We start from the raw sequence: 12795 nt of genomic DNA on the forward strand, positions 1-12795 counted from the left end.
ATAACGAGAGAATTTCCTAATAGGCAGTATAGAAAGCCTATAGAAAAAATCTCGGAATATGGACTTTGTTCTTAATTTCAATACGGATTATAATTACTTCAAGTCAAGTGGAGAGGTGATATTATTGGAGAAAGAACCAACTTATCAAGAATGGGGATTCAAGCTTATTCCATCAAGTCATGGCGAATTAAAAGGGAAAAAACGTTACTATCGAATATTTTACGGAACTGTACACTGGCATACAGCTGATCCTGGCAACATCCATAAGGCTTGTGTTCCATTTGTGCAGTACGGTGAGGAAGAAAATTTTGAAAAGGCAAGAAAGAATGGAGATATTAGAGCAATCTATCCATGTCATATTCTGGATCAAGATTTAGACGAGGTAATGGCTGCAATGAAGGAATTGAGGGAGAAAGAATATTATTAGAAACTATATACAAAAGGGAACACAGACCTATGAAGTAAAGGTTTGGTGTTCCCTAACACTGGAAATTTAGTTTGGTTTTATCTAACAAGTATATAACCATTGTATAACCAATTTTAGAAGCGACGACTAGAAAGACCTACTGCCTCCTCAGTATTATGAATTGATGAATCTCTTCTTCCAATGCGCCGGGGGGCAGGCACTGTAATCTTGATATAAAAATAACCCTCGGAAATGATGTCCAAAAAGCCGTTTCAAAGGGGCTCATTCTGTGACCGTATCCACTATGGGTGGAGAGTATCTATATTACTTGCCTTTAAAACTAAAATTCAACTTCTATTCTTTCTACAACTTCTTTCAAACGGAATTTATCAATTTCCCAAAAACGTAATGGTACTTCTTGATACTTAGGTTGATCAGAATCAATTTCTGATACTAAATACAATTTAAATTGATCTGGATTTTGTTTTGCAAATTCTAGTTCACCAGGAGTAATGATGAATGACTTTCCATCTCCTGTTTTCACTTCAACGTAGTACAATTTTCCATGTTTATCCTTATAAGATAAGTCGTATTCTCCAGAAATAGCTTGTCCAGGTTTTAGAATACCAATCTCGACGAATGCCTCTGATTTCGGATATACATTTTCTTTGCCATGTTGTTTACAAAGTAAATTGTAAATCAGTAACTCCCCTTTGTTACCAACTATTTTTTTAGCTTTATTTGCTTTCTCTTCAGCACTTTTTGTGTAAGCACCGCTTTGTCTTCTTTTATTAGTTGATGGGGATCCTTTTGACTCATGAAATTCTATTGCTTGTTCCTCTGGAGTAACCCCTTCCAATTGTTTATAGGTATCTTTTGATTTTTCGGATTGTTCTTTCTCAACCTTATCATGTTGCTTGTTTAACCAGTTCTTGAATTCATCAACCCTTCTGAAATAGATCATGATTTGAGCTTTTTGATTGTTAGCTATTTCATCAGGAAACAAATTTTCTGGGTTTAATGACTCATAATGTTCCTTGTATATTGTTTTCACATCATTTTTTTCTATGTTGTCTATTAAAATGGGGAAAATTTGATAAACAATTTGTGCCAAATCAAATTTAACAGAGTTCTTTATACTACCAAGATTAATCGTGTAATCTTTGTATTTTTCTAGCTCATCTAGAAACCTATTTTGTTTTTCGACATCACCATCAGAAAAGAGTTTACTAAACAATTTGTCTGCATATTCTTGTTGATGCTCATACAGATACCGTTTCAGCTTTTTTTGCCAATATTCTCTCACATCAATATTTATCAACTCAGATAGATTATTTAGATCGGATATATCTTGATTGATTTTTATCAAGCTGGATATAATCATCTCATAATCTGAATCTCTTAAAACATATGAAAAATCAACATTCTCAATCTGACTCAACGTACTAGGACTTGCCCCATTCTCAGAAAAATAGTCATAGATCATTTTGTTTATAGCATTTTTACTGAAGAGCAATTCGTACGACTCATTCCACTTGTCAACACCAAATTCATCCGATATCTTTTCTCGTTTTCTCGTTGCATCTTTTGAAACGAGCAGTTCAATTAAGTTAGCATCTAATTCAAGTGTCAACAGCTGCTTAAAGATATCGACGATTGCATTAGAAAATCCATCTGACAACCGTAGTTGTTCAATACTATGTTTTGAGCTAGGTAATTTAATGTAAAAATCTCTTCCGTCATCGACAAAGAAAAAATCTTCAAGTTGTACTTTTCGGTTGCTTTGCTCCTTATCGATTGCAAAAATCTCGCTACAAGGTATGATTTGCATTCTTTTTAGTTTATCAACATTCGATTTGTTATCATCAATTGTTGATAAAACCGCAGTTTTCACTTCATCAATTTCTTGTTTGAAACTGTCGATACCGTAATCGACTTTATTAAACGAATCTAACTCTAAATTGGTTCTAAAACGCTCAACACCGAGCCAATTATTTATGGTGGTAATGCTTTGTTTTACAGGAATGAATATAAAATGGGCCTTATTTTCTATCGTTTTTGGTAATTTTTTATCAGCATATTTCACTTCATTAGCACCATAAAATTTTCCGTCCTTAGCTAGGACAAGAATATCTTTAGGGGAATAAGTTGGTTCTTGTTCTTTCTTGAATTTGATAATCTCTGTGTAGATTTTTCGACTTATTTCACCTTTATCAAACTTTGGTAGCGTATCTAGAATTTTCTTAATATCAGTGTCGTCAAGAAGACCCATAGAATCTTTAAAATCAAGATTTTGTAAAAGATCATTTCCAACGACTTCAAGCAAGTCTTGTTCAGATATTCCATAAAGATCATCGACATTTGACTTCAACTTATCGTACTTTACAACCTGTTGCGGTGAGTACTTATTTCCATCAAATTGAATCCACGGAGTTGTGTTTAACACATACTTTATGTACTCGTTAGAGTTGAAATGCACCCCAGTCCAGTTAGATTGCTGTGTTACATTTGAATCCTTTCGATTTGAATACAATAACTCTCGCAGTTCTTCATCTTTATTAACCCACTCAACAATTTCTGAAGTATTCAGGTTACTAATTAGACTTTCTAGATTGCCAATGGTCTTAGTGGTTAGATAATTGATATTGAAATCAATCTTATCCGAATATTTTACAGCAATGAATCTTTTGAATTCATAATTATTTACCAACGACTTCGTCTCATAAATCAATGGGAACCTTGCAACTCCGCACATTTCAATAAATTTCGTAAATGCATCAATATCGTTTCCTTGGTAGAGTTTGTGAGGTTGCATTAAAGCAGAATAAGTAGTGTTGGCAAAAAGTTTAGCGCCTAATGGATTACCATAATTTACATCAAGAAATAATTTGGTTGATGGTTTAATAATTCCATTCACATTAGGTAAATTGAATGGAACTTTTGAAAGCTCACTACCTTGAGTTAATTTGTCCCGATAATTTTCAAAGAACCAATTAATAAACGATTTGGCCTTATCCTCATGATCAATCTGACGATTAATTGTACCAATGATTAAATCTGAACTGCTTTGCTCTGTAAATTCAACAGCTAAATAGTCTTCACTAAATGCATCAAGCAAACGTTTATCACCAGTTTTTTCAGCACTGAATTTATCATTTATTTTCTTCCATTCATCACCATAATTCCATTTAATTTGTGAAATTAGTTCATCGACAAAATCTTGACGCAAGACACAGAGTTTCACCCAATTTAATTCATAAGGTAATACTGAAATACCTCCATCAGTTGGTAAAAATACTTTTTCGGATTTATGTATCCATTTATTTCGACTATCAATCAACAAGTTTGGAACAATATCTGCTTCTCGGTAATACTTACTCCACCATAAAAACACTTTAATTTGAGTCGAAATATCCCAGTGGTCATTCAATCGATTCACCTTTTCTGCTAAATCTTCCGGTGAGAAATCCAATTCATCATAACCAACATATTCTGATAACAATGTCACGATCTCGACATTCTCCTCAGTTGAGAGCTGCAATAATAAATTGAATTCTTCCCCTTTGAATTCAATAGGAAATCCATTCATTAGTATTTTGGGCTTATTTAAAATGGAAATGTATTCTTCATTGACAGTTGGTAGAATCATCGCATTAGATAGTAAACCACAATATTCATCTTGAAAATTAAATACATCACTATCCCATAGTTTATTATCTTGGAAAGGAGTAACCATTTTTATTGCTGTATCTTCATACTCAGGTTTTGCTAGCTCCTCAGCAACGTCCTTAATAAAAGGTAAGACTTTACCAAATATTTTCTTATTGATTTCCTCACTATCATTTGGCACATCATCACGAGAGTTATTGGTAATAAATGGTGCATTTATTAGAGCGTTGATGGGAGTTGGAAAATTGCGAATAGGGAAATAACAGTACAACTTTTCTTTCTTGAAATCATAATTTCTATCCTTTGGGACTGCGATCGATAGGAAAGCTGTTTTCTCATCAATTTCAACTTTCCTTTCAAAAACAAAGTATTCTTCAACAGGCTCGCTCGTACCATTTACAGTTCTCTCGATTAACACATCCATCCCGTCAATTAATTTTTCTGACTCTCGAGTTTCTTCATCGGTCTCAATCGTGATTTTCGTGATATTAGGTAGAAAAAGTAATGATTTATAAAACGGTTGTTTTAACTGCTGTGATACTCCAGTTACCTTTTTCCGATTACTTTCTTTAAGTTTCACACGAATTAAGGTATCAAAAACTGAGTCAACCTTTTCAATCTGTTCGGGACAGTTCATTGTCGGAAAACATAATGAATAGTCTTTTTTCCATGACTTCCTTTGTTCATTTATCAACTCAATGTGAGAATACTTTTCAAAACAGCTTCTTGCGAAATTCTCACTGAATCTGATAGCAAAATCACCGGAATACAACTCAATCCATTCCGCATCATTGAGTAATGATCGGAAACCAGTACCTTTATTCCCAATGTTTATTGATGATTTATTACTTGCCCGTCCTAAGCATAATCTTTCAATCGTTTCTTTTGTAAAGGTAGTTCCTGTATTCCCAACTTCCAAGATATTGTCTTTATAGGTAATCTTAACCTCTACTTCTTCGTTACTATCAAGATTTTCGCCTTTTTTCTTATCACCGTACGCGTCATCCACGTTTTGAAGCAATTCCAAGATTTGTCTACCATTATAATCTCGCATCAGTTCATATTCTTCACTACATGCTTTTTCAAGTTCATTGCTTAATTTTGAATTAGTGTATTTCTCAATAAAAATATTACGTAGGTCATCAACCGTCCTCCAATTGCTCATATCTGTACTTTCTCCTCTAAAAAATATGTAATGTCTTTTATTAATTTAATTGTACTATAGAACTTAACTATTCCTCTGAATGTATTTATTTCTAATCAATCCCATAGACAATAAAAAGTGTTATCACTAGTGCATTCTGAACCCACACAAGTAATAACGCTTTTATCATTCCCCTGCACGGAATTCCACCTTCCCCCTTTTAAATAAAGTCTTATTACAAAAAACAATTAAGCCTCTCTTTCATCGATTTTTAAATTCTATATATCTTTCAATGGTAAGCCGATAATGATTGAATGAATTTGGAAATTTTTCTTCGATTAGCTTTATAAGACTAGGAGAAACCTCCCTTTCTCCATTATAAATTCCACTCGCTATAATTCCATTTAATCGTCCTTCATAATCACGAGCTGATTTTTCTCCTATCTTGTATTCTTCCATTAGAAAACTCTTAAAATCCATGATAATTCCTCTTCTCCTTTCCTATACTTTTTAGTAATTTTGTTGTATCTTGTGACACGACGAAACATTAATTATTTTTAATCCGCTTTTTTAATTGCTCTACAGATAAATAGGAACCCCTTTCCTTTCTATGTAGCATTGCATGACAGTTTGGACAAACAGGAATTAAATCTCTTATCGGATCCACTTTATAATCCCCCTGTATTTGATGTAGGGGAACAATATGATGTACATGAATAAAATCTTTGCCAACTTCCCCATATTTCTCTTCGAAATTAAAATTGCATATTTGACAGATTACACCGTAATAATCCATGCATTGCTTCCTAGCAAGGGGATTTCGCTCATATACATTAACATTAATAGTTTTACGTTTCCCTTCTTCTAACGCCTCAGAAACTTCTTCAGGATAATATCCATCCGTTAAGCCCTGTTCAAAAAATGACATGATATAGTCATGTATTTCCCCCTTTAGCTTCATAGCTCCTTGAATATTCCCTTTTAGACCGTAATTGCGCAATTTGGCAAGAGAAAGCTCTGGAGTATCTATCTCATCAAGTAATCGAATTTTTGTATAATCAAACTCCTTAGACCTCTTATATTTTTCTTCATCCAACCAGAATTTTTTATCATATGTAATATCTTTATCCTTTACAATACCTTCTATAACTTCTACCTTAAAGCGGACTTTTCGAATATTACCGGATACATAAATAAATAGTATATCGCCATTTTCGTAGTTAAAAGAACGTTTCCAATCAATCGTATCATAATAGCTAAATGCGCCTTCACGTCATAATCATTAGGATTAGCAGGTATCAACCAAACACGGCGAGCATTTTTGTGCCCTCTTTCTTCAAGTTCTTTACGACGATTTGCCGCTATTTCTTCAGGTGCAACAAAATGATATTCATCTTCCCCATCGTAGTAAGGTATGTTATAAACATACCCTCTTTCAATAGAGTCATAATATTTATATTTACTTGAATTAAAATGTTCTTCTAAAAACCTGGCTGCTTCTTGTATATTCCTAGCTTCAAATAATAAGTTGTTGTTTTTAAAAATAGTAATCGGACTAGCCATTTAATACTCCCCTTATATGTATATTCTAATTTCATTGTACATTTAATTTATCAATATTATCTAAAAATTAATAGTTCTACCAACTAAGAACCAAAATCAATACTTTATAATAGCTTAGTCAATATCTTTAGTTATGTACCCCCCAACAAATTTTCCAATCTCCAAATTCGATATTACTATTAATACATAAAGTATTTACCGTTTCACATCATGCCATTTCCAGTATTTGGACCAAAGAAATTTCTATTATCCTACCGATAACCAAGTATCTTTGATAAACATTTTTCAAGCAGGAGGTGAACAGAATGGCAACTATCTTTCAAGAAAATCAAAGTGAAAATCAACTTTTCTACCATCAAAAGGAATCGAGTTATGTTCAATCACTATCAGTTAATATAAACATCCCTGTACCTGCAGATAGCGTCATAATTTCTAAAATCGAATTACAAGAACTGAAAAAAATTCAGTTAGCAGGAGTCTACTGGTCAATGAAAGATCTTGAAAATAGAGTGAATAGAAAAAGTGAATGGATCAAAGAAAATATCCTTTATCCTTCACGTTTCCGAAAAGTACTGGATGCACAAAATGGTGGATTTGTATTCTATCCACGAAGTAAGGGACAAACTTGGTCATTTCAAGCATCAAAAATGGCAAAGTTTTTAGATGAAAACTTTAACCGGATTTTTTCTTAAAGACTACTAATATACACAACTACCAAGCACCCCTTTTACCGTGCTTGGTTAAACCCCAAACAACATTAGAAAGGTGACATCATAGAATGGCAAGTATACAAAAACGGGGTAAAACCTATCAATTTACCGTGAGTCACACGGTTAACGGTGTAGCGAAGCCGATAAGAAAAGGTGGATTCAAAACCAAAAAAGAGGCACAAATTGCAGCAGCAGAAATTGAAGCGCAATTAAGTAAAGGAATATTACCACATCTAAAGCCGATGCCGTTTGATGAGTATTTCGAGAAATGGGTGAAGCTTTATAAATCCAATTTAACAAAAACAGCAAAGCTTCATTACGAGTATACGTCCAGAGCAATAAAAGAATATTTTGGTAGCAAGCCTTTACAGGAGATTAAGCGCCATGACTATCAATTATTTTTAAATAAATTTGGCACGGATAAGGCACGAGAAACAGTAGAAAAAGTAAATACGCATATCCGGGGGTGTGTTCAGGATGCAATTGAGGAGCAAATTATCCAGCATGATTTTACTAGGAAAGCCGTATTAACTTGGACAAATCCTGCAAAGAAACCAGAAGAAAAGCATTTAAATTATTTTGAAACTAAAAAATTACTAGAAGCTATTTATAATTTGTTAGGTGAAAGTCTAGGTTATTTTATAATTCTATTAGGATTAACTTCTGGAGCGAGGTTTGGCGAGTTAGTGGGATTAACAAGAAAGGATTTCGACTTTAAAAACAACACAATAACCATTAACAAAACATGGGGTTATGCAAAAAGGCATCCCCAAGGTTTCGGTCCAACGAAAAATGAAGCATCCAACCGTACTATCAAACTAGATAAAAAGACAATGATAGCATTTAGAAGACTTTTCGAGAAAGTAACACCTAATATGTATGGATTAGTCTTTTATAGCCCAGAGTCCAAGTACAGAGTAATCAGCAACACCAATGCCAACAAGCTCTTGCAAAAAACATTAAAAGAACTTGGAATTTCTCCAATTACGATGCATGGATTAAGGCATACTCATGCAAGTGTTCTATTGTATCGGAAGATTGACGTAAATTATGTTAGTGAACGTTTGGGACACAGCAATATCGAAACGACTTATAAGTACTATTCTCACGTGCTTAAGGAAATGCGGGAGCAAGAGGAGAAACAGACGATTGATACTTTTGAGAATATGTAAGCACAATTCAAATTTAAATTGATGTGGAATGAAAGATGTCGGTGCGCGAACACTAGCACCAGTATTGGTCATCCGCAGTATTGTGGAGGCTAATTAATATGCGTGTAAGAAAAAAGGAACTCACACTACTTACCAGGCAAGGTGAGTTCCTTTTTGTTTTTTGAGCATAGCTTATGGATGTTTTGTTGAATTATAAATATGTTCTACTGTTGAAATTATACTTCCCAACTACTAATAATCTCAGATACCTTACTTCCTTTTACAAAAAATACTGCAATGTCTAAAGAATCAAGAAACGGTTTAATTTTGTTTATTAATTCTCGATGATCTTTATTATCTGGAATCGCAATGGCTGTCTTATATACGTATCCATCTAACTTGGGCATTGAGAGTGTTTCAGCTGTGGCAAATATGAGTTCCGATATATGAACCTTTATTTGACTTCTATCAAATGGCTTACCGAATCTTTTTGAAGAAGAATCGGAACTAGTTTCCCCTATGGCCTCAATAAAAAGTCTTATGTCATTGTTAGAGTTTGTTTTCTTTGCGATTACATCCTTTCCTGAATGCTTAATTTCTTTCTTTCGATTTATGATTATATAACCCCTTTCTACTAAATCTTGGCAAACGGCATCAATGACATCTAATTCAAACAACAAGGAAAACACTACCCTTCTCTTTTCATTTCTACATACATTAGGCTTTATTAAATTATATTATTCTAGAAAATCAAAGGCATAGCCTTTTATATTCCCTTTATAATGGACTTTTAATAAAATAAACTCATTTCTACACCCTACAGCTACAAGCCTTGTAAACGATGTGGAAAGTAATTCCGGCCCACCTCTAGGGTTAATAGATTTTGTAGTGATCAATGTAAGGAATCCGCTAGGGGACATTCCTATAGAATGGCAAATATAAAACGTTGAATAAGCCACTTAAATAATAACAGTTTTGAGTGCTGAAACCCCGCCATTACGGGGTGAAAATCGCGAAAGGGGGTTTGTTTGAGTAGTTAGGCAGCGGGCCCCACCTAAAAACAGTTGTTTTCCCCTGTCTAAGTTCTCTGGCCCCCTGTAGATTAGCCCCTATTCTCTAATTCTTCGTTTCTTTGTCTTAGTTCCTCATTAGCTGATTTTATTTCTGCATTTAGGTAGTTTATTTGTGCCGTTAATTCTGATAACTCATTCAAATAATCCTCAAGTTTATTATGAATTTCCTCAGTAGTATAACTCCCATAATATCCTCCACTACTGTCATTTTGGTCATTACTGTCCAAAAGAAGTTTAGACCCTATACCTAGCCCTACACCTATTAACCCTTTAAATAGATCTTTTCCAGACATAGCTCTTTCCCCACATTTCTATAAATTTTATATTCTTCCTTTATTATCATGATAGATTTTTTTGTAGTCAATAAATGTTTGAAAGTTTAGAAATCCGTTGTAAAAATTTATAAAAGCAACTCCAATATTTCAATTTGAATAATAAAGAGGTATCTTTACAGCTATACAGTGATACTAGGATTGCTATCATTTACAAAACTAAAGTTTAATTGCCTTTAGCAAAGCTACTAAATTAAGGTGCTACCAGTTATGGTAACACCTTAATTTTTTATATTCTTTTTAAAAATTTATTCTATAATAAAAGTAAAAAAGTGTACTGTTAGGTTAGGAAAAGGTTTTTCAATCAAAACACTGCTAGTGCAAAGCACTGGGGTCCTATTTGGCAAGGGTTTTTTAAAAAAACTGAATTCTTAGCTTAGCTGATGAAGCGCCACTGAAGCGGAGTGCCATCTTTCAATTTACCACAATAATTTCTTTGGCCGTTGCAGCAAGATACGATATTGCGACGTTCAATTTTATAATATTCGGCAGCTTCCCGCGGACTGTTGAATTTTTTTTCGGTTGTGATGCACATGACCCTTCTTTTCGTTGGAGGGTTGGCATTCTTTAATTCTTCAATGAACTCCGTGGTAGAAGCACGAAATTCATCGAGATACATCCAAATTAAAATTTCGCAGGAATCCGTTTTTTTTAACCGCTTATATTTACTATTACAACAACGGTGTAAAGCTTTTAATGTGAATCCATTTTCTTTCGCGGCTTTGGAAATACTATCATATATTTTCCCGGTTGTGATACATATGACTTTACGCTTTATTCGTTCTTTTTCTTCCTGGGCATTGTAAGTGCATTTATTGATAGCGGATCCCGATTTTAAATATCTTCTCACAGTGGTCGGCGTTAACTTTAATGCGTCGGCAATTTCGGATAAAGATTGACCGGAATTCCAAAGTTTCCAACTTTCTATTACATAGCTTTTTTGGCAGTTTTCCCAGATCTGGTCCCAATTGATTTTGGAAAGGTCAAATAAGGGGCTGAGTGCCTTTATGCAATTTTCTTTAAGCCAATCAAGCGTAGAATTCCTGCAATCAATGATTGCATAATTGTATTCTCTGGATGTAGCCAAAGTTTTTTTCAGTTGATCATTTTCCTGTTCCTCATTTAATGTCCGTTCGCTTCGGGGGGATTCCTCATAATGTTGTATTCCATGGGCCTCCACTATTAATTTAAAAGGCGGAACAAAAAAGTCATATACCCTATTTTGGCTCCATTTAAATGATTTGTGAAATATGAACGGTGTATTTAAAGCTGTCAGTAGATAAAGAATAAATTTCTCTGGTAAAGAGATGCCATCGGAGCAATATTTACAGCTATATCCATCTATTGAGACCTGGTGTAGCGCTAAACACTTATTACTTATTTCTCCGCACTTATCACATTTAAAATGAAATTTCCGATCTGAATAAGCATGAATAGTTCCTTTTATTTCGTCATCAATAATGATGCCATCGGAATCGGAGTAAATCAGCTTGCTGACATCCGGAAATAAGCATTTTACAGAATCTTCATAGGGGGCACAGCGGCACCTCTTCCCTTGTTGAAAGCCGCCGAAGGTGATTTTATAAATCTTTTTACATGGCTTATGTTTTATTTCTATATAGGGAGAGTCCTTTACCATTATTATTTTATTGGGAGTTTCAACGGTGTCGCCACTTCTGAAACTTCTAATATAAATATAATCTGGCTCTAGTTCCACGACAGCTTTATATTTTTCCTCTGTTTTTTGGTATTGGCATTTCTTGCAAAGCACAGACATTCGTTCCCTGATTTTAGAGAAACTCCTGTTAGGTATTAATTCGCCGCATTGACAAAGCCAATCATGGGATTGGTTATTTCCGGAATATATCTTGTTATATAGTTTGAGATTATAACCATTGGATTGCAGAGTTTCATTCACCTGCTCTTGAAGCATGCCTTTCCTTAGCTTCATTTGACTTCAACCCATTTCATTTCGTAAGTTTTCTACAGTTATGTACCGAAACCATAAAAAATATACAAGCTTTTTCAGAAAATCCTTATGTGGGTCAGGTATAATTATTGAAAAAGGAAAAAATACTAAGAAACTTTTTATTTTTCACTGTTCCAATTAATCGTTAAAAAGTGTTACTTATAATTCAGGTAATACTTGGAAGTGAGGAATATGGGGACCCTCCGGTGCGTTTTCCATATAGTCTAATATGAGAAGCAATGCGGAAGTTATAAAAAATAAGATTTCTATCATCTTTTTGGTTATGCGGGCATCTACTTGATGTCTGATAAATTCGTAGAGGGACTGAGCGAAGTGCTCTATTTTTGACTTAGTTGGCTCTAATATATGTCAGAGCTGTCACATTTTTATGTCTTTATCTACTGTGATTGCCATCTATGATAGAAAATATTCCAGGACGGATTTCAGCTTGGACTATAATACTATCTAAACCATCCATTAATATCTATGTATTCTTTATCAACAACTAGTTTCCCACAATGAATGTCTTCCAATATTCTAGATATATTAAAATGAATACTCCATTTCGAAATACTTCATCGTTTTCATTAACAGGGCAGGGTTTCTTTACATGCATAATTCTTGATTGACTCATCAATTCTCCCTCCTTCCAACTTACAAAAATTCCTTCAAATGATGAATCGATGATATTACTTCAAGATACTGTCTGCGTTTCTTTGATATTTCTACATACTCATCGTATATCAGTTCATCATAATCAAAACTTTGGTTGCTATCC

General features: G+C 34.0%; 12 protein-coding genes (1 of these 12 only partly in view). 3 read left to right on the forward strand and 9 right to left on the reverse strand.

Annotated features, from left to right (window positions below):
• Nucleotides 1-124 precede the first annotated feature (124 nt).
• Entirely contained in the window at nucleotides 125-427 is a 303-nt protein-coding gene (locus BQ6100_RS08780; RefSeq protein WP_075981312.1) for a hypothetical protein, read from the forward strand.
• A gap of 319 nt (nucleotides 428-746) precedes the next feature.
• Here BQ6100_RS08780 and BQ6100_RS08785 read toward each other — a convergent pair whose 3' ends face one another.
• The 4 genes from BQ6100_RS08785 to BQ6100_RS21690 form a co-directional block, all read right to left on the reverse strand.
• On the reverse strand, nucleotides 747-5240 hold the full coding sequence (locus BQ6100_RS08785) for a protein NO VEIN domain-containing protein (RefSeq protein ID WP_075981313.1): 4494 nt from the start codon (nucleotides 5238-5240) through the stop codon (nucleotides 747-749).
• A 240-nt stretch (nucleotides 5241-5480) separates the two neighbouring features.
• Nucleotides 5481-5699: a hypothetical protein gene (locus tag BQ6100_RS08790; protein WP_075981314.1), complete on the reverse strand. Its 219-nt coding sequence runs from the start codon at nucleotides 5697-5699 to the stop codon at nucleotides 5481-5483.
• Nucleotides 5700-5766: 67 nt separating this feature from the next.
• Entirely contained in the window at nucleotides 5767-6315 is a 549-nt protein-coding gene (locus BQ6100_RS21685) for an HNH endonuclease (protein ID WP_235816507.1), read from the reverse strand.
• A gap of 56 nt (nucleotides 6316-6371) precedes the next feature.
• Nucleotides 6372-6782, reverse strand: coding sequence for a hypothetical protein (locus tag BQ6100_RS21690; protein ID WP_235816508.1), 411 nt, complete (start codon nucleotides 6780-6782; stop codon nucleotides 6372-6374).
• A 305-nt stretch (nucleotides 6783-7087) separates the two neighbouring features.
• Between BQ6100_RS21690 and BQ6100_RS08800 the strand changes: the two genes are divergently transcribed.
• Complete coding sequence (locus BQ6100_RS08800) at nucleotides 7088-7474, forward strand: DUF771 domain-containing protein (RefSeq protein WP_084780299.1); 387 nt, start codon at nucleotides 7088-7090, stop codon at nucleotides 7472-7474.
• 86 nt (nucleotides 7475-7560) lie between these two features.
• Nucleotides 7561-8664: a tyrosine-type recombinase/integrase gene (locus BQ6100_RS08805; RefSeq protein WP_075981315.1), complete on the forward strand. Its 1104-nt coding sequence runs from the start codon at nucleotides 7561-7563 to the stop codon at nucleotides 8662-8664.
• A gap of 215 nt (nucleotides 8665-8879) precedes the next feature.
• Here BQ6100_RS08805 and BQ6100_RS08810 read toward each other — a convergent pair whose 3' ends face one another.
• The 5 genes from BQ6100_RS08810 to BQ6100_RS08825 form a co-directional block, all read right to left on the reverse strand.
• Nucleotides 8880-9320, reverse strand: a complete 441-nt coding sequence (locus BQ6100_RS08810) for a hypothetical protein (RefSeq protein WP_159433141.1) — start codon at nucleotides 9318-9320, stop codon at nucleotides 8880-8882.
• 425 nt (nucleotides 9321-9745) lie between these two features.
• Entirely contained in the window at nucleotides 9746-10009 is a 264-nt protein-coding gene (locus BQ6100_RS08815) for a hypothetical protein (RefSeq protein WP_075981317.1), read from the reverse strand.
• Nucleotides 10010-10424: 415 nt separating this feature from the next.
• Nucleotides 10425-11999: a hypothetical protein gene (locus BQ6100_RS08820; protein WP_075981318.1), complete on the reverse strand. Its 1575-nt coding sequence runs from the start codon at nucleotides 11997-11999 to the stop codon at nucleotides 10425-10427.
• A 523-nt stretch (nucleotides 12000-12522) separates the two neighbouring features.
• A complete protein-coding gene (locus BQ6100_RS21830) occupies nucleotides 12523-12651 on the reverse strand; it encodes a hypothetical protein (protein WP_261798574.1) in 129 nt (42 codons plus the stop codon).
• Nucleotides 12652-12671: 20 nt separating this feature from the next.
• Nucleotides 12672-12795, reverse strand: partial view of a hypothetical protein gene (locus tag BQ6100_RS08825; RefSeq protein ID WP_075981319.1) — the final stretch only. 386 nt of this gene lie beyond the right edge of the window; only the last 124 of its 510 coding nucleotides appear in the window; the start codon falls outside the window, past its right edge; it ends in the stop codon at nucleotides 12672-12674.

This window comes from Bacillus massilinigeriensis, assembly GCF_900117315.1.
In the GTDB taxonomy this organism is placed as follows: domain Bacteria; phylum Bacillota; class Bacilli; order Bacillales; family Cytobacillaceae; genus Bacillus_BE; species Bacillus_BE massilionigeriensis.

What these genes read in the sequence shown, in the direction of transcription:
- BQ6100_RS08785 (WP_075981313.1), bottom strand. Translation starts at nt 5,240, where the DNA reads ATGAGCAATTGGAGGACGGTTGATGACCTACGTAATATTTTTATTGAG.
- BQ6100_RS08790 (WP_075981314.1), bottom strand. Translation starts at nt 5,699, where the DNA reads ATGGATTTTAAGAGTTTTCTAATGGAAGAATACAAGATAGGAGAAAAA.
- BQ6100_RS21690 (WP_235816508.1), bottom strand. Translation starts at nt 6,782, where the DNA reads ATGGCTAGTCCGATTACTATTTTTAAAAACAACAACTTATTATTTGAA.
- BQ6100_RS08800 (WP_084780299.1), top strand. Translation starts at nt 7,088, where the DNA reads ATGGCAACTATCTTTCAAGAAAATCAAAGTGAAAATCAACTTTTCTAC.
- BQ6100_RS08805 (WP_075981315.1), top strand. Translation starts at nt 7,561, where the DNA reads ATGGCAAGTATACAAAAACGGGGTAAAACCTATCAATTTACCGTGAGT.
- BQ6100_RS08815 (WP_075981317.1), bottom strand. Translation starts at nt 10,009, where the DNA reads ATGTCTGGAAAAGATCTATTTAAAGGGTTAATAGGTGTAGGGCTAGGT.
- BQ6100_RS08820 (WP_075981318.1), bottom strand. Translation starts at nt 11,999, where the DNA reads ATGAAGCTAAGGAAAGGCATGCTTCAAGAGCAGGTGAATGAAACTCTG.
- BQ6100_RS21830 (WP_261798574.1), bottom strand. Translation starts at nt 12,651, where the DNA reads ATGAGTCAATCAAGAATTATGCATGTAAAGAAACCCTGCCCTGTTAAT.